Raw genomic sequence first — 21,992 nt, 5'->3', positions numbered from 1 at the left:
GCTTTTTTGGTCGACGAAGCGTCCTCTACTTCGCCCGGTCCAGAGCGACGAGCAGGGCCGGGAGCACGACCACGCTGGCGATGAGCGTGCAGGCGATCCCGATCACCATGGTCCCGCCGAGCTCCATCATCCCGCGGTGGCGACCGAGGAGCAGCCCCGCGAAGCCGACCATGGTGGTCAGCGAGGACAGCAGCACCGCGCCGCCCGTGCCCTCCACGACCTCGCGGATGCGCGCGACCCCGCCGTTGTGGGTCGCGTTGATCTCCCAGCGGTGCATCATGTGGACGCCCGCGTCGATCCCGATGCCCAACATCAACGGCAGCACGACGATGCTGGCCACGCTGATGCGCAGGTTGAGCAGGCCGAAGATGCCCAGCATCCAGCCCATGCCGATGACCACCGGGAAGATCGCGAGCAGCGCCTTGCGCAAGCTGGCGAAGTCGAGGAGCAAGAGCACGATGACCAGGCAGGCCGAGAAGAAGGTCGCGCGCTGGAAGCCATGCACGATCATCAGGTTGTGGCGGTAGAGGGTCACGCCCTGCCCCGCCGCCTGGGGATCGATGGACTCGAGCTGCTCGGCGAAGCGCTTGGCCGCGATGTTGCCGTCGAGGCCCGAGTGCACGTCCGGGGTCGGGTAGACGAACAGGGCCAGGCGCTCGCTCCCGTCCGTGGCCACGAAGCGCTTGCGGAACATCGGCGGCAGGTCGCCGGCCTCCCAGTGGCCGCGCTCGGCGACCTTCGCGGCCAGGCCCCAGGCCGGCCCCATGTACGCGGCCATGTCGTTCTCGATGGCGTCGAGGGTCTCCCCGGCGCGCTCGGCCGGCACCGTCTCGAGGCGCTTGGCCAGGCCCTCGAAGGCCTCCTTGGTCGCGGCGATCTTGGCGGCCGCGGCCTCGCCCTGGTCGGCCTGCTCGGCGGCGAAGCTGAGCTCGTCGAGGGCGTCGACGATGTCCTGAACCTTGGCCTTCAGGTCCGCGGCCTTGGGCTGCCGATCGGCGAGCTTGGCCCAGTCGGGCTCGCGCTCGAGGCCCTCGAAGTCCGCGCGCAGCTTGGCCAGCTTGGCGTCGTCGAGCTCGGGCAGCAGGTCCGAGGGGCTGTCGACGTGGGCGACGGAGGACTGCTCGCGCAGGTCCTCGGCGCGGTCGCGGGCCTGCTCGATGTCGTCGGCCGTGGCGAACGCGAACCAGGGCGACATGGCGCCGTCGTTCTCGAGCACGCGCAGGGCCTTGGTCGGCTCGAAGCCCGGGGGGAGGTAGTCGAGGTAGCGCGGGTTGTAGTCGGGGGTCAGCGCGGTGCCGATCAGGGCGAAGAGCACGCTCGCCCCGACGACGAGAATCGGCGCCTTGCCGGCGATCCGAGCCACGCTCGAGGCGATCTTGCGCGGCTCCGCCGGGGTCTCCTTGGCCTCGAGATCGCCGCGCCCGAACACGAGGGGCAGAACGATGAGCGAGACCACCAGCGAGACGAACAGCCCGATGGCCGTGACCATGCCCAGCTCGCCGTAGGAGGTAAACTCCGTGGTCGCCACGGTCAGGAAGGCCAGGCCCGTCGTGACCGCGCCCGTGACCACGCCGGGGCCCGCCTTGCACAGCGCCGAGCGCAGGGCCTCGCCACGCGTCCGGCCCTTGCGCAGGTCCTCGTCGTAGCGCGCGATCAGGTGGACGGGGAAGTCGATGGCCAAGCCCATCAGTACGGCGCCGAAGGCCGAGGAGATGGGGTCGAGGCTCTCGAACAAGATGCGCAGCGCGCCGAGGCTGACCGCAGTCCCGACGGCGATCGGGATCAGCGCGGCGATAGTCCGGCGCAGCGACCGGAACGCCCAGGTCAGCAGCAAGAAGATGCCGACACCGGTTCCGATAGTCACGCGCATCAGTCCGTTGGCCAGCACCCCTTCCTCGTCGATGACCAGGAAGGGCAACCCGGTGAGCAGGAGCTCCGTGTCTCCGGCATAGTCGAGCTCCTTCTGGATCGAGCGCATGGTCTCGACCGCCGGGCCGTAGTCGTCGACCTCGTCGCCCCCGAACTCCGGGAACACGGCCACGAGCAGGTGCTCGCCGTCGTTGGAGATGAAGTAGCCCTCCGGGTCGAGGCCGCGCTCGCGCATGTCCTCGTCCGTGGGCAGGCGCTCGCTGAGCTCCTCGCCCGCGAGGGCCTCGAGCAGCGCGGCCCCGTCGACGGGCTCACCCTGCCCCGCGTCCTCCGCGAGCTTGCCGTCGAGGGCCTTGGCGAGCGCGCCGAGGCGTTCGAGCCCCTCGGCGGATTGCTTGGGGTCGACCTCGAGCTCACCGTCGAGGGCCGCCAGCATCTGCCCCTCGAGCAGGCCAAACACGCCCTCGAGACCCTCCTCGATTGCGCCGGGCAGGTCGGCCTCGGGCGGCAGCTGCCGGCGCAGCTCGGCGAGGGCCCCCGGCTCTTGAATCAGCAGGGTCTCCGAGACCGACTCGGCGTCGATCTTGGCCAGCACGCGGCCCTCGAACAGCGGGTCGGCCTCGAGCTTCTCGACGTAGCGGTCGACGGTCTCGCGCCGGTCCTCGGGCGTCCCCCCGCGCACGATGACCACCGGCGAGTCCGGGTAGCCAAAGGCGTCGAAGAAGTCGAGCATCCGCCGCTGGTACCAGTTGTCCTCGTGGACCAGGCCAAAGCGCGAGGTCGTGATGGTCAGCTGGGTCGCGTAGAACACCCCCAGCAGCGTCATCAGCACGAGCAGCGCCGAGACACCCCTGGGGCGATGGACACCCAGGGCTGCGAAGGCGAGGAAGAATCGGTCACGTCGCCGATCGAGTCGCTCACGCTCGGACATCGCGACCTGTTATCCGCTACTGCCCAGGCATTGCAAGGGTGAAGCCAAGCAAAGCCCGGGACGCGAGACCTGTCGCACACACTTGCGTGCACTCGCTTGCGCGCCAGCTCGCCTGGCTGACGCTCAGGAGCCGGTCTCGTCGAAGCTCTTGCGCCGCGACTTCGCGCGGCCCTGGCGGACCCCCTGCAGGGGCGCCTCGGGCAGCAAGGGCTCGCCCAAGCGCTCGAGCTCGACGTCCTCGCGGCTGACCAGACGTCGCCCGCCTGGCCCGCGGCTCTTGCTCGACTTCGACTTCGACTTGGTCTTCTTGCTCGCCTTCGAGCCGTCGCGGGCGCTCGACTTGGCGGCCCCGCCCTCGCTCGCGTCGGCGCGCTTGCGGCCCGCCTTGACGCCGGCCTTGACGCTCGACTTGTCGACGGGCTTTTTCTTGCTCGACTTCTTGACGGCCTTTTTCTTGGCCGCCTTTTTCTTGGTCGATTTCTTCTTGGCCGCGCTCTTGTTCTTGGCCCCGCCCTTGCCCGCCTTGGCGCCGCCCTTGTTGACCTCGTTGAGCAGGCGCTTGAGCTCGGCGCTGGGCTTGAAGTCGATGGTGTCGCAGGCCTCGATGTCCATGGGCTCGAGGGTGCGCGGGTTGACCCCGCGCCGACCGCTGCGCGTCTTCTTGGTCCAGGTCCCGAACTTGGGGAAGGTGAAGCGCGGCGTGGAGCTGCGCGTGAGTCGGGTGCGGACGAAGTAGGTCGACAGCTCGGAGAAGGCGAGGTCCAGAATCTGAGCGATGACCTTCTTGGTGACCTCCGGCGGCAGGTCCCGGTTGCGAGCGATGCGGTCGATCAGTTCAGCCTTCGTCATGAGAATGCGGGCGTTGTCGGGACCTTCGAGGCCGGGCCAAGACGAGCAGCCGGGCGCCTGATGGTCATGCATCAACTGCGAGACTCAGCGGCGACGGTCGTACCCGTGCGGGTCGACCACTCTAGGGGGGGGCACGCCGCCCGTCAACCAATGCGGGAGATCAACATCGCCCACTGCCGAAGCGGTGGGCAGGCTCGCGTTGTCCATCCGCCATCTCGACGCCAGCAGGCCGGGGACTTTCTCGGCGCGGGCCACAGTGCGTCACCGGCGTGCGAGACCGCGAAGCCAAAACGAAGCACAAAGGACTCGCGCGTTGGGGGCGTGCTGTGGCTCGTGTCGAGGAAATCCCCGGCCTACCGAGAAAGGCAGCCGCCCACGGGTTCAACGCCAGCTGAGTCCGTGGACGACGCTTTCGTGGATCATGGGTCCCGGCGTGGCCGGGGTGGGCGACTGCTAGAGCGTCAATCGGTTTGAGCCCACGACCCAGGCCACATCTGGGGAACTCGCTGGCTTTGTCATTCGGCGCTCGCAGTGGGCCCACCACAGCTTCGGCTCATTCCGAGCCAGCGAGCCCCCAGACGCACCCTGGGCCGCGCGCTCAAACCGATCGGCGCTCGAGGAGCCTGTGGCGAAAACCCGGCGCGGCCCAGGGTGCTCCCAGGCCAGGCCATGAGTCATGGGTTCCCGCGCGAAGGAACTCACTCGCGCACTGGCTCACACGTTCAATCAGCCGCGCGAAGGGCCCCGAGGCGGCGCGCGAAACAAGGAGACCGCGCGCTGCAAATCGGCCAAAACTTTTGCCCCTTCAGACTTGATCGGGCCGCGCTGATCTGGTTGCGGCCCCGAGCCTCGACCGCCGCCCCGACCGCCGCGTTGCCCCCCCCGAGCTTGGCGCATGTTCTCGGCGTCGCGACGCAGCACGTAGGACGGGTGATAGGTGACCACGAGGGGGAACTCGGTCCCCGTCTTCGGCTCGCGGTAGCGGTGCACCGAGCCCCGCATCTGATACATCTTGAGCTGGCGATCGAGGAGCAGGCAGCCCGCGAAGCGGCCCAGGGCGACGAGCACACGCGGCTGGATGGCCCGGATCTGGGCGTGCAAAAAGGGCGAGCAGCGCTGAATCTCCACGGGGTGCGGGTCGCGGTTGCCCGGCGGCCGACACTTGAGCACGTTGGCGATGTAGACCTCCGATCGCTGCAGCCCGAGCTCGTGCAGCCAGGCGTCGAGGCGCTGCCCCGCCGCGCCCACGAAGGGCTCACCGCGGCGGTCTTCCTCGGCCCCAGGCGCCTCGCCGACGAACATCATGTCGGCGTCGGGGTTGCCCACGCCGAACACGAGGTTGCGCCGGGTCTCGGCCAGGCGACAGCGCCGGCAGTCGCCCACGCTGCGATCGCGTAGGTAGGCCAGCTTCTTGGCCGCGGGCCACTGCTCGGCCTGACGACGCAGCGTGCCCTTGTTGGCGTTGGCGTTGGCGTCGGGCTGCGAGCGCGCCCCCGGAGCCTGGCTCGGAGCACCCCGCTCGGGGCCGCGGCGGGCGTCCTGCCGCGGCGCTCCGCTGGTTCGGGGCTGCTGCCTCGCTCCCACGGCGGGGCGTCGCTCCGTTCGCTGCTGCGCCGGTCGCTCTTGCTGCGCCGGTCGCTGTTGCTGCGCCGGTCGCTCTTGCTGCGCCGGTCGCTCTTGCTGCGCCGGTCGCTGTTGCTGCGCCGGTCGCTGTTGCTGCGCCGGTCGCTCTTGCTGCGCCGGTCGCTGTTGCTGCGCCGGTCGCTGCTCCCGTGCCGGTCGCTGTTGCTGCGCCGGGGGTCCAGGCGAGTGCGCCGGTTGTTGCGGCGAAACCGAAGGCGTCACAACGACCGCCTCCGCCCGTGGGGGAAGCTGCTCCGGCTCCGACGAAGCCGCGTACTCGACGACGGCGTCCGCCGCCATCGCGCCTCGAGAGTCGACCTCTGCCCGCTCTTGGTAGCTCAGTCCCTCGTTCGCCGAGTCGCCCTCGCTGACCTCCATGGCCGAAGCGCCGACGTAGCGCAGCCCTCGGAAGTCGCGCAGGTGCTCGAGGTGGGCCGAAAAGGCCCGCGCCAGCGCGGCGACCTCGCGCTGCGGATCCAGCTCGCCCGCCTCGCTCAAGACTCTGCCTCCCACCACGCGCTGGCGAGCTCGTCGAGTATCCAGCCTGCGAGCTCGCCCTTGTCTCGGGGCGGCCCCGAGGGGCGGTGCTCCCCCCCCGCGAAGATCAACACGCCCGCGTTGGTCGGCGTGCCGAAGCCCGTGTCGGGGACACCCACGCGGTTGACGAACAGCGCGTCGCAGCCCTTGCGCATGCGCTTGGCCTCGCCCAGCTCGACCAGCCGCGCCTCGACTTGGGCCTCGCTCCCCTGCCCGTCCACGGTCTGCGCCCCGAAGCCCAAAAAGCGCGTGCGCTCGCCGTGCTCGGCGACCAAGGTCGCGAGGATGTCGACCTCGCTGCGCCAGGTCATGGTGGCGAGGGAGTCGAGCACCTGCCCCTTGTCGACCTTCTCCGTGGCCGCCCGCTCGGGCACCAGGTCAGCCACCGCGGCCACCTTGATCACCGCGTCCACGGCCGCCCCGCCGTCCTCCCCGTTCATCGCTCGACGGCATGCCGCCAGCATCTGCGCCCCCGTCTCGACGTCGACGCGCTCGACCCCCGCCGGCGTGTCGAGACCGACGGGCCCCGCGACCAGGGTGACCCAAGCCCCTCGGGCGGCGGCAGCCTCGGCCAGGCGAAAGCCCATGACGCCCGTGGACGCGTTGGACAAAAAGCGCACGGGATCGAGGTACGCCCGGGTCGGCCCCGCCGTGACCAAGACCCGCCGCCCCCGCCAGTCCGCGCTCGGTGGCCCCGCCGTCGCTGCCCCGACGGCCGACGCGAGCGCGCCCCGGCGCAGCTCCGGGTGCTCCCCACCATCGGCCAGAGCCCGAGCCGCCGCCGCGAGGACCGGCGGATCGATCATTCGCCCCTCCCCCACCCAGCCGCAGGCCAGCGCCCCGCGGTCCGGACCGCAAAAGCTCGCCCCGCGCGCGCTCAACGTCGCCAGGTTCGCCTGCGTGGCCAGGTGCCGCCACATGTTGGTGTTCATCGCTGGGGCCCACAGCACCGGCGCGACCGTGGCGAGCAAGACCGTCGTCGCCAGATCGTTGCCCAGACCGTGGGCCGCCCGCGCCATCAAGTCCGCCGTCGCCGGAGCCACGAGCACCAGGTCCGGCCAGTCCGCGAGCTCGATGTGGCCCACGCTCCCCTCCTGCGCCGGGTCGAGCAAGCTCGTGCGCACGGGTCGGCCGCTGACCGTCGCCAGCGACAGCTCCGTACAAAAAGCCAGCGCGGCCGAGGTTGCGATCACCTGCACCTCGAACCCAGCGGCGATCAGCTTGCGCACGAGGTCCGGCGCCTTGTAGGCGGCGATTCCCCCCGAGACGATCAGCAGGAGCTTGGTCGGCGTGTCGGCCACGGCCATGGAGGGGCAGTGTAGCTCAGGGTTGGAGGGGAGCTGCGCACGGGGTGGCCAGGTGGGGGTGGCCGCGCGCTGCCGGCGGGGGACGCAGACCAACGCCTGCACCCCCGCCAAGTCGAACGCTTTCGCTCGACGCCTTAGGGCGCCTGAATCCCCGCGCTGCCAACGACCTCGATCCCAAAGCCCTCGAGCCCCACGATCTTGCGCGGGTTGTTGGTCAGCACCCGAATCTTCGACACGCCCATGTGCTTGAGCACCTGGGCCCCGAGCCCGAAGTCCCGAAAGCCCGACTCCCGCGGCCGCAAGCCCGGCGCCTCGGGCAGCTCGCCCCGCTCGCCCGCCAGGTGCAGCTCGGCCTCGACGTCGTAGCCAGACCCGCCGAGCACGTACAAGAACGCCCCCCGGCCCTCCTCGTCGATGCGCGCCAGGCTGGCCCGCAAGCGCGTGGCCGAGTCGTCCCCAAAGCCAAACACGTCCCCGACCAGCTGCGCCCGCTGGGCCCGGAGCAGCACCGGGTCGTCGCCGGACAGGTCGCCCTTGGTCAGCGCGATGAAGCGCCCGACCGGCTCCACGAGCGAGCGGAAGCTGCGGATGGTCCAGCCGTCGTCCGCCGTGATGCCGAGCACCGGGGACACGAAGGGCGCCCGGGCAATCTCCTCGATCAGCGACTCGCGGCGCAGGCGGTACTCGATGAGGTCGGCGATGCACACGATCGGGATGTCGTGCTCCCGGGCGAAGGCCTCGAGGTCGTCCATGCGCGCCATCTCGCCGTCGTCGCGCATGATCTCGCAGATGACCCCGGCCGCCGAGCAGCCGGCCAGGCGAGACAGGTCGACGCTGCCCTCGGTGTGGCCCGAGCGGACCAGCACGCCGCCCGGCTGGGCGCGCAGGGGGAAGATGTGCCCTGGGCTGACGATGTCGCCGGCCCCGTACTTGGGGTCCGAGGCGACCTCGATGGTGCGCGCGCGGTCGGCCGCGGAGATGCCCGTGGTCACGCCGTCGCGGGCCTCGATGGACACGGTGAAGGCCGTGCCCATGCTCCCGGGATCGGTCGGCACCATCATCCGCAAGCCAAGCCCCTCGACGCGGTCGGAGGTCAGCGCCAGGCAGATCAGCCCGCGCCCGTACTTGGTCATGAAGTTGACGGCCTCGGCGTCGCAGTGCTCGGCGGCGATGACCAGATCGCCCTCGTTCTCTCGATCTTCGTCGTCGACCATGACCACCATGCGGCCCTGACGGATGGCTTCGACGGCTCGCTCGACTCGCTCTTGCTCTCGACTCACGCTCACTGCTCCCTGTGGTCCTTGGGTTTGAATCTCGATCTAGGCCCGCGCGCCGAGCAGGCGCTCGACGTAGCGGGCGAGGAGGTCGACCTCGAGGTTGCAGCGGGGCTCCTCGCCCTCCCCTGCCCCAGCGAGCGCGTCGATCAGCGCGCCGAGGGTCGTGACCTCGAGGGTGTGCGGGATGAGCCCGACCATGAAGCCCTCGTCGTCGACGGCGTTGACCGTGAGGCTGACGCCGTCGACGGTGATCGAGCCCTTGACGGCGACGTAGCGGCGCAGCTCCTCCGGCGCCCAAAACCAGCACTCGCGGGCGTCGCCGCGGGCCTCGACCCGGCGCAGGCGCCCGACGCCGTCGACGTGGCCGCTGACGAGGTGCCCGCCGAGGGAGTCGCCCACGCGCAGGGAGGGCTCGAGGTTGACCTTGGATCCGACCGTGAGCCCGCCCAGGGTCGTCACGGCGAGGGTCTCGAAGGCGGCGTCAGCGGTGAAGAAGTCCGGGCCGGAGTCGGTGACGGTCAGGCAGACCCCCGACACGCACACGCTCGCCCCGAGCGCTCGGTCGCCTTCGGCGAGGGACGCTCCGATGCGCAGGCGCTTGGCCTCGGACGCGTCGGTGATCGCCTCGATGACGCCAGTAGACTGCACCAGGCCGGTGAACACGGCGACGGTATAGCACCTCCCCATGCACATACCGACGCCCCACCCCGGCGGGGGATCGACGCCGACTCACGCCCGGGCGTAGACCGTGAGTTGATCATCGCCGAGCTTGCGCGTGCTGTGCTGGCGCAGGCGCGGGGCCCTCGCCACCTCGTCGAAGGCCAGGCCCGCGAGGATGGGCCGCCCCTCGCCGAGGATCACCGGGGCGCGGTACACCCACAGCTCTTCGAAGGCGTCCGCGGCCACGAAGCTCCCGAGCAGCTTGCCGCCGCCCTCGACCATCAGCGATCGCAGCTCACGGGCGCCGAGGAGTTCGAGGGCGGCCTCGATGTCGACGCGCCCCTCGGCGTCGCCGGGGACCTCCACGCCCTCCACCGGCGTCCGCGCGAGCCGGGCCTGCGCCGTCTTCGACGCCCGCGCGGTGTAGAGCACGAGCACGCCCGCGCGCATCAACTTCAGCTCGGCGCGCTTGGCCGCGGTCACGCGCAGGCGGCTGTCGAAGATCACCGGGATGGGATCGACGCCGTCGACGTGGCGCACGTCGAGGCCAGGGTTGTCGCGGAGCACGGTCTCCGAGCCCACGGCGATGCCGTGGTGCAGGGCCCGCAAGCGATGCGCGCTCTTGCGAGCCGCCGCGCCGGTGATCCACTTGCTGTCGCCGCTGGCCGTGGCCAGGCGCCCGTCGATGGAGCTGGCGACCTTGAGGGTCACGAAGGGCCGACCGGTGGCGACGTGGTGCAGGTAGTGGGCGTGGATCGACCGGGCCTGATCGCCGCACACGCCGACCTCGACCTCGAGGCCCGCGCGCCGCAGCTTGCGGATGCCCTTGCCCCCGACGTGCGGCGCCGGGTCCTCGACGCCGATGCACACCCGCCTCACGCCCGCCTCGATGATCGCGTCGACGCAGGGCGGCGTGCGGCCGCGGTGGCTGCAGGGCTCGAGGGTGACGTACATGGCCGCGCCGCGAGCGGCCGCGCCAGCTTGGCGCAGCGCCCGAACCTCGGCGTGGGGACCCCCGGTCACGTCCGATCGGCCCCGCCCGACCACGACCCCCTTCTTGACGAGCACGGCGCCGACGCAGGGGTTTGGGTAGGTCGCGCCCGTGCCCGACTTGGCCAGGCGAAGGGCATGACCCATCCAGTGCGCGGCGTCTCGCTGCTTGGCTGCCATGGCTGGGGCGCTCTCAGTTCGTGCCCGCGGCCTCGGGCGTCGCCACCTCGGGGGTGGTGGTCGCGTCGGCGACGGCTGCCTCATGCTCGTGCTCTGGCGCGTCCTTGGCTTTGGCCTTGGCCTTGGCCTTGCGCGCGCGGCTGCGCCGGGGCTTCTTCTTGGCCTTGGCTTTGACCTCTCCCTCGGCGGCGGCCGGGCTCTCGTCCGAGGCGGCCTTGCCGTCCTTGCCGTCCTTGCCGTCCTTGGCGCTGGCGTCCGTACGGCTGCGCCGTCCGATGCGAGCGGCGGCGCCGAGCGGGGTCCCGCGCGGTCCCGCGTCGGGGAACAAGGTCCGCTGCCCCTCGATGTTCACGCGCTCGGCCTTTTGCATCTCGCGCAGCAGCTGCTCGAACTCCGCGATGCTGTCGAAGCTGCGGTAGACCGACACGAAGCGCACGTAGGCGACCTGATCGAGGGCGTAGAGGTGATGCATGATGCGCTCGCCGATCTCCTCGGAGTCGATCTCGCGGTCGCCCTTGGTCGAGGCCCAGGTCTCGATCTGCTGCACGATGCGGTCGAGGCCCTCGGACGAGATGCCGCGCTTGCGGCAAGCGATGTCGAGGCCGCGGCGGATCTTGTTGCGGTCGAAGGGCTGACGCTCACCGGTGCGCTTGAGCACCATCGGCAGGGTCTCGTCGATGCGCTCGCGGGTCGTGAAGCGGTGCCCGCACTCGTTGCACACACGCCTGCGACGGACGCCGTCCCGACTGTCGCGGGAGTCGACGACCTTGGTGTTCCGTCCGCCGCAGACCGGGCACTCCACCGGGGCTCAGCGCTCCTCCCCCGCCGGCTCCATCAACCCCACGCGCCGGGCGTGGCGGCCCCCCTCGAAGGGGGCGTCGATGAAGGCTCGGAGCAGCTGCTTGGCGAGCTCCGTGCCCAGCACGCGCTCGCCCAGGCACAGGACCTGCGCGTCGTTGTGGGCGCGGATCATCTTGGCGCTGAACACGTCGGAGACCACGCCGGCGCGCACGCCCGGGACCTTGTTGGCGGTCATCGCCACGCCCTGGCCGGTGCCGCACACGAGCAGACCGAACACGTCCTCGCCGCCGCCTTGGCCGCGGTCACGAAGCACGGCCTGCGCGAGCTCGCGGGCGACGTTGGGGTAGTCCGCCTTCTCGCCCGGCGCGGCGGGGCCGTACTCGGCGAGCACGGGAATTTCCCACTCGGCGAGGGCCGCCACCAGGACCTTGCGCAGCTCGACGCCGCCGTGATCGCTTCCGACGTGGAATCGCATCACCGTGTTTGTAGCTGGTTTTTGCCCCGCTCGCGCCAGCGCGCGTTCGCGCAAGCGAAGACCCCCGCTCGCCCCGCGGATGGGTGGCGACGACGGGGGTCGTTCGGGGGCCTCTCGGAGAGAAGCCCTGGGCAAACAATCAGCCCGGCGGACGCGAGAAGACCAGGCAGGCGTTGGTGCCCCCGAAGCCGAAGCTGTTCGAGAGCACGTGCTCGACCTGCACGCGGCGGGGCTCGTGGGGCACGTAGTCGAGATCACAAGCCGGGTCGGGATCGTCGAGGTTGATGGTCGGCGGGAGGACGCCCCGCTCGAGGGCCAGGCAGCACAGCGCCCCCTCCATCGAGCCGGCCGCGCCGAGCATGTGCCCGTGCATGGACTTGGTCGAGGACACCGCCAGCTTCTCGGCGTGGTCGCCGAACACCCCGCGGATCGCCATGGTCTCCACGGCGTCGGCCATCGTCGAGGTGCCGTGGGCGTTGATGTAGCCGATGGCCTCCGGGGCCAGACCAGCGTCCTCGAGGGCCAGGCGCATGCAGGCCTGGGCGCCCTCGGCCTCCGGGTGCGGCGCGGTGACGTGGTGGGCGTCCGAGGTCGCGCCGTAGCCCGAGACCATGGCCAGGATGTTGGCGCCGCGGGCCTTGGCGTGCTCGTACTCCTCGAGCACCAGCAGCGCGCAGCCCTCGCTCATCACGAAGCCGTCGCGGCTGGCCGAGAAGGGCCGCGAGGCCTTGGTCGGGTCGTCGTTGCGCTGGCTCAGGGCCCGCGCGGCGCAGAAGCCTCCGACGCTCAGCGGGGTGATCGTCGACTCCGTGCCGCCCGCGATCATCACGTCGGCGCGGCCGTAGCGGATCGCCAGCGCGGCCTCGCCGACGGAGTGGGCCCCGGTCGAGCAGGCCGACACGTGGCTCATCGAGGGGCCCTTGAGGCCGTGGAAGATCGACACCTGGCCGCCGGCGAGGTTGATGATCAGGCCGGACACGAAGTAGGGGCTGATGCCGCGCCGCCAGCCCTTTTCCTTCATCTTCTCGAAGGTGTTCTCGATGGTCGTGATGCCGCCGAGGCCCGATCCGATGTAGACCCCGGTGCGCTCCGCCGGCGGCTTGTCCTCGTGCAGGCCCGCGTGCTCCAGGGCCATGTACGAGGTCGCCACGGCGTACTGGATGAAGGGGTCCATCTGGCGCAGGTACTTCTTCGAGAAGTACTTGGTCGGCTCGAAGTCGCGGACCTCGGCCGCGATCCGAGTCGGCAAGCTGCTGGCGTCGAACTTGGTGATCGGCCCCACCCCGCTGCGCCCCGCGAGCGCGGAGGCCCAGGTCGACTCGAGGTCGTTGCCCAGGGGCGAGATGATGCCGATGCCGGTGACGGCTACTTTGCGGTCTGCCACGAAGAGTCTCTCAATCGCTTTCGCCCCGACTACCGCTCCTCCGTCGTGCGACGGCGGAGGGAGGCGGGGCGACTCGTCCCGTGCGGGACGGTTCGACTACTTGTTGTTCTGGATGTAGTTGACGGCGTCGCCGACGGTCTTGATGCCGTCGACCTGGTCGTCGGGGATCTTGACCTCGAACTCTTCCTCGAGCGCCAGGACCAGCTCGACGATGGCCAGGGAGTCGGCGCCCAGGTCGTCCGTAAAGCTCTTCTCGGCGGTCACCTCGTCCTCGCCCACGTCGAGCTGTTCGGCGATGATCCCCTTGATTTTGTTCAGAATGTCGTCGGACATGATGCTTACTTTCGAAGTGTCTGGGGGTTTTGAATTCTGGGTGAGAAAATTTTCAGCGGCTACATCGCCATGCCGCCGTTGACCCGGAGCACGTGTCCGGTGACGTAGGCGGCGGCGGGCGAGGCCAGGTAGGCGACGGCCTCGGCGATGTCCGCGGGCTGGCCGATGCGCTTGAGCGGGATCTTGGCCATGAGCTTGTCGCGGGCGTCGCCCTGGAGCGCGGCGTCGGTCATGTCGGTCTCGATGAAGCCGGGGGTGACGGCGTTGACCGTGACCCCGCGGGCGGCGAGCTCTTGGGCCATGGACTTGGTCAGCCCGAGCAGGCCGGCCTTGGACGCGGCGTACATGCTCTGGCCGGCGTTGCCGGTCTCGCCCACGACGCTGGACAGGTTGATGATGCGGCCGCGGGCCTTGGACCGGAGCAGGTGGCGCGACGCGGCCTTGCTGCAGGTCAGCGCGCCCTCGAGGTTGACCGCGAGGATGCGGCGCATGTCCTCGGGCTTGGCCCGCATCAGCAGCGCGTCGATGGAGATGCCCGCGTTGTTGACCAGGATCTGCAGGCCGCCGAGCTCGCCGACGACGCGCTTGACCCCGGCCGCGACGGCGTCGGGGTCGGCGACGTCGAAGCCGACGGCGATGGCCTTGCCACCCGCGGCCTCGATGGCCTCCACGACTTCCTGGGCCGCGGCCTCGTTGCGCGCATAGTTGACCGCCACCGCGGCCCCGCGCGCAGCGAGGGTTTGGGCGATGGATCGCCCGATGCCCCGGGAGCCGCCAGTCACGAGGGCTACGGAGTCAGAAAGGGACCAAGATGGCGGCAGGCCCGTCATCGCGGGACGACGTGTAGCGCACGACAAATCGCTTGTCACTGGTCTGGGGAGCTGAATTTCGCCGCGGGGTCACAACCTCGCGCAGGGCTCTCGACGCGCCTGCACGGTCTGTGCAGACGCCTGCCGAGGCCCCACGACGAAGGGGCCCGGCGTGACCCGGACTCGCCGCGCGCACGCGCGAGAGCCGGGGGCGTCGTCGGGCGCCCTACGGCGCCCTTTCTCCGACACTCCCCGGCTCAGTGGGGGTCCCCTCGCCTCTCGGGTCTGCTCGGGCCACGCTCAGAACGTGCAAGGGGTTGCGCGCCAAGCGTGCGGGGTGAACCGTGACCTGGGTAACGACGGTCCCCTCGCAGCAGTCAGCTCACTGCTCGCCGAAGATCTCGATCAGCTTGGCGATGTCCTTGGGCTCGCCGCAGGAGTGGACCTTGAGGCTGCGATCGATGCGCCGGCACAGGCCGCGGAGCACCTTCCCGTGGCCGAGCTCGACGGCGGTGGTGCAGCCGAGCTCGATGGCCTTGCGGACCGAGGCGTCCCAGCGCACGCGGCTGGTGACCTGGCGGACCAGCAGCCCGCGGACGCGCTCGCGGTCGAAGTTGGCGTCGGCCTCGACGTTGGAGATGACCGGGGCCGACATCGCGTGGAAGTCGAGGATCCCGAGCATCTCGTCGAGGGCCTCGGCGGCCGGCTGCATCAGCTGGCAGTGGAAGGGCGCGCTGACCTTGAGGGTGACGGCGCGGCCGCCCTCGATGTCGTGGGCCATGTCGGCGACGCGCTCGACGGCGGCGGCGTGGCCAGCCACGACGACCTGCGAGGGGCCGTTGATGTTCGCGGGCTGCACGGCCTCGCCGTCGATGCTGGCCTTGGTGCACATCGCGTCGACGGCCTCGGGGTCGATGCCCATGATCGCCGCCATGCCGCCGATGCCCGCGGGCACCGCCTTTTGCATGGATTGGCCGCGGAGCCGGGCCAGGCGCACGCCGTTGCGGAAGTTGAAGTTGCCGACGGACACCAGCGCCGTGATCTCGCCGAGGCTGTGGCCCAGGCACAGGCGCGGCTCGACATCGACCCGGGCCCGGAGCACGCGCAGCGCCGCCATCGAGGTGGTGAACACCGCCGGCTGGGTGTTGGCGGTCATCGCCAGCTCTTCCTCGGGACCTTCGAAGACGAGCTTGGTGAAGTTCTCCCCGAGGGCCGCGTCGGCCTCGGCGAAGGTCTGGCGGGCCTCCTCGAACTGGTCGTAGAGGGCCTTGCCCATGCCGACGGCCTGACTGCCCTGCCCTGGAAACATGAACGCGGTGGTCGTGTTCTCGTTCATCACGGTGTCGCTCACTGTCGCTGTGACCTCCCGAGGCGCTGACTCGAGGCTGCTGCGAACAGCTCTCGATGGGCGGCGAGGGCCTCGCGCGAGGCCTCGCCTATCTTCGCTCGCGCGTAGCGTCCAGCCAAGTTCACGGCGTGGACCAGCGCCCTGGGTTCACTGGCACCGTGGCAAATGATGAGCGTGCCGTCGACCCCGACGAGGGGTGCGCCGCCGTGGGCGTTGGGGTCGACGCGGCCACGAACGGCGGCGAGTGCCGATCGTGCAGGGGCCGGCAAGGGATTGCCGCGAAGGGCCTCGCGCAGCAGCTGAGGCCACGCGGCCATGGCCGCCTCGGCGACCTTGAGGGTGATGTTGCCGGTCCACCCGTCGGTCACGGCCACGTCGCACGCCGGGCCGAACAGCTGGGCCGGTTCGACGTAGCCGACGAACTCGAAAGAGGGGCTGGAATGGGCGCTGAGCAGGTCGTGGGTGGTCCTCGTCAGCTCCGTGCCCTTGCCCGCTTCGGTGCCGTTGGCCAGCACTGCCACCCGGGGCCGCGCGCCCGCTTCGCGACCGGCCCGAGCGCTCGCGTGCACGGCCCCGAGGACCGCGAACTGCACCAGGTTCAGGGGCCGGCAGCGGACGTTTGCGCCGGCGTCGAGGAGCAGTGTGCTAGGCCCTGCCGCGGTCGAGCTTGCACGCGAATCCCCACGTGAGCCCTCGTCTTTTGCACCGTGAGTGACCTGCGGAATCGCGGTCAGGATCGCGGGACGATCGACGCCAGCGTAACGCCCGAGACCCATGGTACCGGCGGCGAGCAGCGCCCCCGAGTTGCCCGCCGACACCGCGCCGACGCAGGGGCCTCCCCCGCGCGCCCGGGCGATGGCCACGCACAGCGAGGCCTCGGGCTTGGCCCGCACCGCCCGCGCGGGGCTCTCGTCCATGGCGATCTCCTGGCTCGCGTGGACGATCGCCACGCGCTCGGCGACGGCCGCTTCGAGGGCTTCGCGCGCGGGCCCGTCGAGCTTGGCCGCGCGCGCGCGCGCGTCGAGGGCTTCGCGCAGGGCGGGCTCGAGGCGCGAGCGATCGCCGACCAGGTCGACGCCGAGCGCGGCCTCGGCCGCGAGGATCGCTGCGGCGACCTCGACCCCCGGGCGTCCGTCGCTGCCGTGGGCGTCGAGGGCAACCCGATGCTCGGGCTCAGCCGTGGGCATGCGCGGAGGGTATCAGGGCTGAGTCGTGGACGTGAGAGCCCAGCCGGGACACGGCCATGACAATTACCGATGGGCTCGAGCCTCTTGGCCCGAGCCCAATTGATTGGACCTGTCGCTGCGGGCCACCAACGTGGCCCGAGGCGCTCAGTCCTGCTCGACCTCGACGACCTGGCGACCCTTGTAGTAGCCGCAGGCCGGGCAAACGCGATGGCTGAGCATCAGCTCCTCGCAGTTGGGGCAGGACGAGAGCACCGGCGCGGTCCGGCGGTCGTGATTGGCACGCCGCATGTCGCGTCGAGACTTGGACTTGCGTTTTTTGGGGACTGCCATGGGCTCCTCGGGGAGCGGGAGTGTGAATGGTTTGGCGACGAGATGAAAGAGGGGGAGCGCTTTTTCTTGGAGACTCAGCTCACGGTTGCGGTACGGATGCTCAGCCCTTCGAGCCCCCGCCGCCCTTCCCCTCGGACCCCGAATCCTGCAGCGAGACCCCAGCCAGGGCCTTTTTCCAGGGCGTGTCCGCGGCGCCCTCGGGCTCCGATCCGTCGAGGCGATGACCGCACTTGGGACACGCGCTCGGGGGCGATCCGGCCGCCGCGAGCTCGGGGTCGCCCTCGACGGCGTGATTGAGGTTGGCCCCACAGTTCGAGCACAGACCCAGGCAGGCCTCCCCGCGCGCGCACAGAGCCCGCATGGGATAGGCGAGCAGGATCTGCTCGCTGACGAGCTCGCGCAGGTCGAGGTGCTTGCCCTCGTAGCCGAGCTCGTCGAGCTCGCTGGGATCGAGGGGCTCGATCTCGTCGCCCTCGCCCTCGAGGGCCTCGCCGCTGACCTCGGCCCACTGGCGCAGGCGCTCGGCGGGCACGTAGGTCACGCACAGGTCCTGCGTCTCCGAGCCAACGTCGACGAAGGCGTCGTCGAGGCAGCGGGCACAGGGCACGACGTAGCGGAGCTCGAGGCGACCGCGGACCAGCACGGTCCGATCTCCTTGGACGTCGAGCTCGAGGTGCGCCCGGCCGTCGTCGCGCGTCTGCGCGTCGGTGCTCGACAGCACCTCGCCGATCCACGCCTGGGGCAAGCTCGCCTCGACTTCGTGGCGACCCTCCTCGAGCTCGTCGAGATCGATGCGAAGGGCCGCCAAGGGATCTTCTGGAGTCTGCGCTTCGGCCATTGGAGCGAGTCTAGGTAGTACAGGGGTCTGCCCCAGGCAAGCGCAGACCCCGGTCCGTCCGCGGTGTCCACGGAGCGACTCGATGGACGCGGCGAGCGGACTTTGCGCCAACTCCACGCTGGCCCTCCCCGGTCGCTTCGCATACCCTCGCGCGACTTCGGACCCCGGGTCTGCAAGTCGGAGACGCCCACGGCGTTGGCCCGACCGACCCGACCCCCGCACTCGAATGCGCCCGCGCCCCCGCAAGAACCCCCGCCGCCGCCCACGACGGACCCTCGCCCTCGCCGTGTTCGGGCTCGTGCTGTCGTGGACGGGCGTCGCGTCGGCCTCGGAGCTGGACGACCCCGAAGGCCCCGCCCTCACCGAGGCGAGCGCCCTCGACGGTCACGAGCGGGTGCTGCTGCTGCCCCCGCCTTCGGCCCCCGTCGCGGCCCGACTCCAGCCGCACCCGGCCGCCGCCCGCAGCCGCGCCCTCGACCTCCCGGGACGGCTGCGCGCGCCCTCCCCTGCTGGCTTCTCGGCGGGCGCCCTCGCGGCGCCGCCTCCCAGCCCTGGTCAGCCCGGTCAGCCCGGTCAGCCCGGTCAGCCCGGCGGCGCGACCCAGCCGGCCCCCGTGCCCAGCGGCGCGACCATCCCCGTGCGCCCTGGCGCGGCCACGACGACGCCCGCGGCTCCCGTAGAGACTGAAGGCGAGACCGAAGGCGACGCCACGCTGGCCGGCGAGGGCGAGGCCGAGTTCGAGCTCGAGACGCCCACGCTCCAGCGCAAGCGCACCGTCCCGCCCTTTTGGCTCGAGCGCGACTACGACACGCACACGACCAAGGCGCTGACCTTCCCGCCGCTCTTCGTCCACCGCCAGCCCAAGGACGGCCACCCCGAGAAGCTGTTCCACGCGGACCTCAGCTTCACCTTCGCGTACTACAACAAAGAGCGCGGCAAGAAGCGGTGGATGAACCCCCTGGGCCTCTACTTTGGAGGCTTCAGCGAGCACAAGACGGTGTGGGCAGCCCTGCCCCTGCTGATGGGCTACCGCCGCGTCGGCGAGGAGTTCAACTTCGGGCAGTTCCCCCTCGTGTGGTGGTGGGGCAACAAGTACGTCAAGAACCTGTTCGTCTTCCCGCTGCACTACCAGACCAAGGAGCCCGACCGCTTCTTCGGCATGTCGGCGCTGCTGTTTTGGTACGGGCACTCGAAGCTCGACGACGATCTGGTCGACAACGACCGCCGCCACTTCGTCGCCGCCCCGGTGTTCTTCCGGTTCAAGAAGGGCCTGCGAACCCTCGACGTCAGCCCGCTCTACTTCGGCGGCCGCAACGAGGGCACCGGCGTCACCCACCGCACGGTCCTGCCCCTGTTCCACTGGCAAAGCCGCGAGTTCGGCAACCGCAAGGAGCTGTGGACGATCCCGTGGATCCGGCGCACGGACGCGGCCCGCGAGCGCTCGGCCTGGGCCATCCCGCCGCTGCTGACCTTCCGCACCCAAGACCGCGACGCGAGCCTGACCATGGTCACGCCGCTGGTCTGGGGGCACCACGACAAGCTCGTCGATCGCAAGACCTGGGCGAGCCCGCTGGTCGGGCACATCCGCGACCCCAACCAACGCGTGACCTGGGCGGCGCCGCTGTGGCTGCGCTTCGCCGACCTGCGCAACGACGCCTCCCTCAACATCCTCGCGCCCCTGGCCATGTGGCGGCGCAGCCCCGAGCGCACCGCCGTCCACACCCTGGCCTTCTCGATGTGGCGCGACCGCGGCCCCGACGGCACGCCCCGAGGCGGCGGCGGCGGATCCCTGCCGCTGCTGACCTGGGTCCACCACTCGCCCGAGCGCAGCCGCCAGCTCGTCGCCGCCGGCTTGTTCTGGCGCGACGCCAACTTCGAGACCCCCGGGGCCGAGCGCAGCGCCTGGGGCGTGGGCCCGCTGGTCTACCGCAGCACCCTCGGCGACGCCCGGGCCACCGACGGCAGCGGCTACGCCCGCTTCGGCGCCCCGCCCCTGCTGACCTTCGCCGGGCGCAAGGGCACGCGCAGCTACCAGGTCGTCACGCCGATGTTCTGGCACGTGCGCGACGAGAGCGAGGATCCCGAGCGCCAGCACGACACCTGGGTGGTCCCGCCGCTCTACGTCCAGCGCCGGGCCCAGGGCTTCCGCGCCGGCCTGGTCCCCCTGTTCGTCGCCGCCAACGACGATCGCCAGCGCTACACCGTCATCCCGCCCCTGCTCTTTGGCCACGTCGAGGACAAGCAGGCCCAGACCAGCCGGACCGTCTGGCCGCTGTTCGTGCGCACCAAGACGCCGACGAGCCAGACCATCGGCGCGGGCTTGCTCGCCTGGGACGTGCGCCGCGAGCTGACCCTCGACGGTCAGAGCGTCCGCCACCGCGACTCGGCCCTGTTCCCGCTCTACTACCGACGCCAGCGCGGGGACTCGACCCTGCACCTGTCGCCCCTGGGCGGGGCCAAGCGCGGGCCCGACGGCAACGGCTGGGTCGGCCTGCTCGCCTACGGCTTCAACAACCAAGGCGCCGAGGCGGGCAAGCGCGGCGGCGGCCTGGCGCCCCTGTTCCACCACGAGGTCCGCCTCGACGGCGCCGGCCAGCGCACGGGCTCGACGGACGTCTTGTTCCCGCTCTACGTCCGCGACCGCCGGCCCGAGCGCGACCTCGACATCTGGACGCCGCTGATCTGGCGCGGGCGCATCCGCGGAGACAAGCCGCGCAACACCCTGGCCATCGCGCCGCTGTACTTCGGCCAGCGCCAGCCCGGGGGCGTCGACATCGACGCCAGCTTGGTCGTGTTCTACTCCCGCGACCGCACCCGCCGGACCCACACCCTGGTCGCGGGCCCCTACTACCACCGGCTGACCCGCGACAAGCTGATCAGCGGCCTGGGCCCCCTCGCCTACTGGGAGGACTCGGACAAGCGCCGCCTGCTCGTGGTCCCGCCGCTGATCGTCAGCCTCGAGGACAAGGAAGCCCGGGAGCGGACCACCGTCGCGCTGCCGCTGTGGTTCGACCGCGTGCGGCCCAGCGGCGGGCGGACCTGGATGGCCTTCCCCTTCGTCGTCGGCGTCCACGGCAACCACGACTTCGTCAAGGCCGGCATCGCCTTCCCGCTCTTCTACGATATCCACCGCCTGCGCAAGAACTACCGCTTCACCGGCGTGGTGCCCTTGCTGTTCCGCTACCAAAAGGGCGGCTTCCAGGCCCAGGACCTCCCGGAGAAGCGCTACACGCTGTGGGGCAGCTTCCCGCTGTTCTTCTACGGCAAGGACGGGCGGCCCGCGGGCGAGGGTCGGCGGACCCACTCGGCCCTGGCGCTGTACTGGTTCGACCGCCAGCGCGGCGGCGAGGAGCCCGGCTTCAAGTTCTACACCCTGCTCGGCGGCGTCGCCCACAAGCCCGGCAAGGAGCTGGCTGGTACGCGCCGCTGGTCTACCGCAAGGTCACCAACGAGCAGGCCACGACTTTCCTGTGGCCGATCATCGCCTACCACAAGGGCTACCGAAAGGGCCCCGACGGCAAGCCCTACAAGGACATCAGCACGACCTGGGCGCTCCCGCCGCTGTACATCAGCCGGCACCGCGAGGATCGGAGCTGGTGGCAGTCGTCGCTGCTGGTGTGGCAGTTCAAGCGCCCCCACCAGGTCAGCACCGCCGTGCTCCCGCCGCTGTTCTTCCTGCGCGACGCCTACAAGGAGCGGCGCCTGCACTGGCTGTTGCCGCTCTACCTGCGCGACAACAACATGGCCAAGGGCGAGAAGTGGACCGCGGTCATCCCCGGCCTGTTCGTCCAGCACCGCAACAAAAAGCACAACAACGCGGTGCAGTTCCCGCTCGTGTGGCACTTCGCCAACGACAAGCGCCGCGTCACCGTGGGCATGCCGCTTTGGTACGACGTCCGCAACCCCAACAAGGAGACCGAGACCCAGCTGGTCCCGGCGCTCTACGCCCGCCGGGCGACCCCCGAGAAGGTCGGGCACCTCATCGGCCCGGGCCTGGCGAGCTGGCGGCGCGAGGCCGAGGGCCAGCCCCCGCAGCTGCACTGGCGCGCGCTGTTTTGGATCGTCGGCGGCGGCAACGAGGACGGCGAGCGCTACCTGTGGCTGTTCGGCGGGAAGATCAAGCTCGAGCCCAAGGCGCTGAAGCCCAAACGCTCGAAGGAGCGCAAGCGGCGGAAGCGAAAGCGCAAGGGCGAGGTCGAGGTCGAGGCTGGAGCCGGGGCGGAGACCGGCGGCGACGCCAAGCCCTGAGCCCGATCGATCGCCG

The 21,992-nt window shown here is 70.7% G+C and carries 17 protein-coding genes; 1 reads left to right on the top strand and 16 read right to left on the bottom strand.

Going from position 1 to position 21,992, the window contains the following annotated elements; genetic code table 11:
• Positions 1–25 precede the first annotated feature (25 nt).
• From PPSIR1_RS22665 to PPSIR1_RS43525, 16 genes are all read right to left on the bottom strand, one after another.
• Positions 26–2,695, bottom strand: coding sequence for an MMPL family transporter (locus tag PPSIR1_RS22665; protein ID WP_157595852.1), 2,670 nt, complete (start codon positions 2,693–2,695; stop codon positions 26–28).
• Between the two features lie 228 nt (positions 2,696–2,923).
• A complete protein-coding gene (locus PPSIR1_RS43535) occupies positions 2,924–3,649 on the bottom strand; it encodes an HU family DNA-binding protein (protein WP_006973491.1) in 726 nt (241 codons plus the stop codon).
• A 726-nt stretch (positions 3,650–4,375) separates the two neighbouring features.
• Positions 4,376–5,770, bottom strand: a complete 1,395-nt coding sequence (locus tag PPSIR1_RS43530; protein WP_006973490.1) for a uracil-DNA glycosylase — start codon at positions 5,768–5,770, stop codon at positions 4,376–4,378.
• On the bottom strand, positions 5,767–7,116 hold the full coding sequence (locus tag PPSIR1_RS22650) for a bifunctional phosphopantothenoylcysteine decarboxylase/phosphopantothenate synthase (protein WP_006973489.1): 1,350 nt from the start codon (positions 7,114–7,116) through the stop codon (positions 5,767–5,769). The genes PPSIR1_RS43530 and PPSIR1_RS22650 overlap by 4 nt, the downstream gene beginning before the upstream one ends.
• A 134-nt stretch (positions 7,117–7,250) precedes the next feature.
• A complete protein-coding gene (ribB, locus tag PPSIR1_RS22645) occupies positions 7,251–8,396 on the bottom strand; it encodes a 3,4-dihydroxy-2-butanone-4-phosphate synthase (protein ID WP_157595851.1) in 1,146 nt (381 codons plus the stop codon).
• A 39-nt stretch (positions 8,397–8,435) separates the two neighbouring features.
• Complete coding sequence (locus PPSIR1_RS22640; RefSeq protein ID WP_045116549.1) at positions 8,436–9,056, bottom strand: riboflavin synthase; 621 nt, start codon at positions 9,054–9,056, stop codon at positions 8,436–8,438.
• A 66-nt stretch (positions 9,057–9,122) separates the two neighbouring features.
• Positions 9,123–10,223, bottom strand: a complete 1,101-nt coding sequence (gene ribD, locus PPSIR1_RS22635) for a bifunctional diaminohydroxyphosphoribosylaminopyrimidine deaminase/5-amino-6-(5-phosphoribosylamino)uracil reductase RibD (protein WP_006973486.1) — start codon at positions 10,221–10,223, stop codon at positions 9,123–9,125.
• A 13-nt stretch (positions 10,224–10,236) separates the two neighbouring features.
• A complete protein-coding gene (gene nrdR, locus PPSIR1_RS50810) occupies positions 10,237–11,025 on the bottom strand; it encodes a transcriptional regulator NrdR (protein ID WP_086001607.1) in 789 nt (262 codons plus the stop codon).
• Positions 11,026–11,031: 6 nt separating this feature from the next.
• Positions 11,032–11,499, bottom strand: a complete 468-nt coding sequence (locus tag PPSIR1_RS22625) for an RpiB/LacA/LacB family sugar-phosphate isomerase (protein ID WP_006973484.1) — start codon at positions 11,497–11,499, stop codon at positions 11,032–11,034.
• Between the two features lie 139 nt (positions 11,500–11,638).
• Positions 11,639–12,883 carry a beta-ketoacyl-ACP synthase II gene (fabF, locus tag PPSIR1_RS22620; protein WP_006973483.1) on the bottom strand — a complete coding sequence of 415 codons (1,245 nt, stop codon included), beginning with the start codon at positions 12,881–12,883 and terminating at the stop codon, positions 11,639–11,641.
• Positions 12,884–12,979: 96 nt separating this feature from the next.
• Entirely contained in the window at positions 12,980–13,216 is a 237-nt protein-coding gene (locus PPSIR1_RS22615; protein ID WP_006973482.1) for an acyl carrier protein, read from the bottom strand.
• A gap of 59 nt (positions 13,217–13,275) precedes the next feature.
• Entirely contained in the window at positions 13,276–14,046 is a 771-nt protein-coding gene (locus PPSIR1_RS22610) for a 3-oxoacyl-ACP reductase family protein (RefSeq protein WP_045116548.1), read from the bottom strand.
• A 361-nt stretch (positions 14,047–14,407) separates the two neighbouring features.
• Complete coding sequence (gene fabD, locus PPSIR1_RS22605) at positions 14,408–15,361, bottom strand: ACP S-malonyltransferase (RefSeq protein ID WP_045116561.1); 954 nt, start codon at positions 15,359–15,361, stop codon at positions 14,408–14,410.
• 11 nt (positions 15,362–15,372) lie between these two features.
• Entirely contained in the window at positions 15,373–16,560 is a 1,188-nt protein-coding gene (locus PPSIR1_RS22600; RefSeq protein WP_006973479.1) for a phosphate acyltransferase, read from the bottom strand.
• A gap of 144 nt (positions 16,561–16,704) precedes the next feature.
• Positions 16,705–16,890 (bottom strand): 50S ribosomal protein L32, encoded by a 186-nt coding sequence (rpmF, locus tag PPSIR1_RS22595; protein WP_045116547.1) that lies wholly within the window; start codon positions 16,888–16,890, stop codon positions 16,705–16,707.
• A 100-nt stretch (positions 16,891–16,990) separates the two neighbouring features.
• Positions 16,991–17,728, bottom strand: a complete 738-nt coding sequence (locus PPSIR1_RS43525) for a YceD family protein (protein ID WP_086001606.1) — start codon at positions 17,726–17,728, stop codon at positions 16,991–16,993.
• 226 nt (positions 17,729–17,954) lie between these two features.
• Here PPSIR1_RS43525 and PPSIR1_RS22585 point away from each other — a divergent pair, with 226 nt between their 5' ends.
• The gene (locus PPSIR1_RS22585) at positions 17,955–21,869 is read left to right on the top strand and encodes a hypothetical protein (RefSeq protein ID WP_157595849.1); all 3,915 of its coding nucleotides are present in this window, start codon (positions 17,955–17,957) and stop codon (positions 21,867–21,869) included.
• Positions 21,870–21,992 lie beyond the last annotated feature (123 nt).

Origin of the sequence: Plesiocystis pacifica SIR-1, assembly GCF_000170895.1 — a bacterium.
Classification (GTDB): domain Bacteria; phylum Myxococcota_A; class Polyangia; order Nannocystales; family Nannocystaceae; genus Plesiocystis; species Plesiocystis pacifica.
This window is presented reverse-complemented; position numbering and strand designations above follow the sequence as displayed.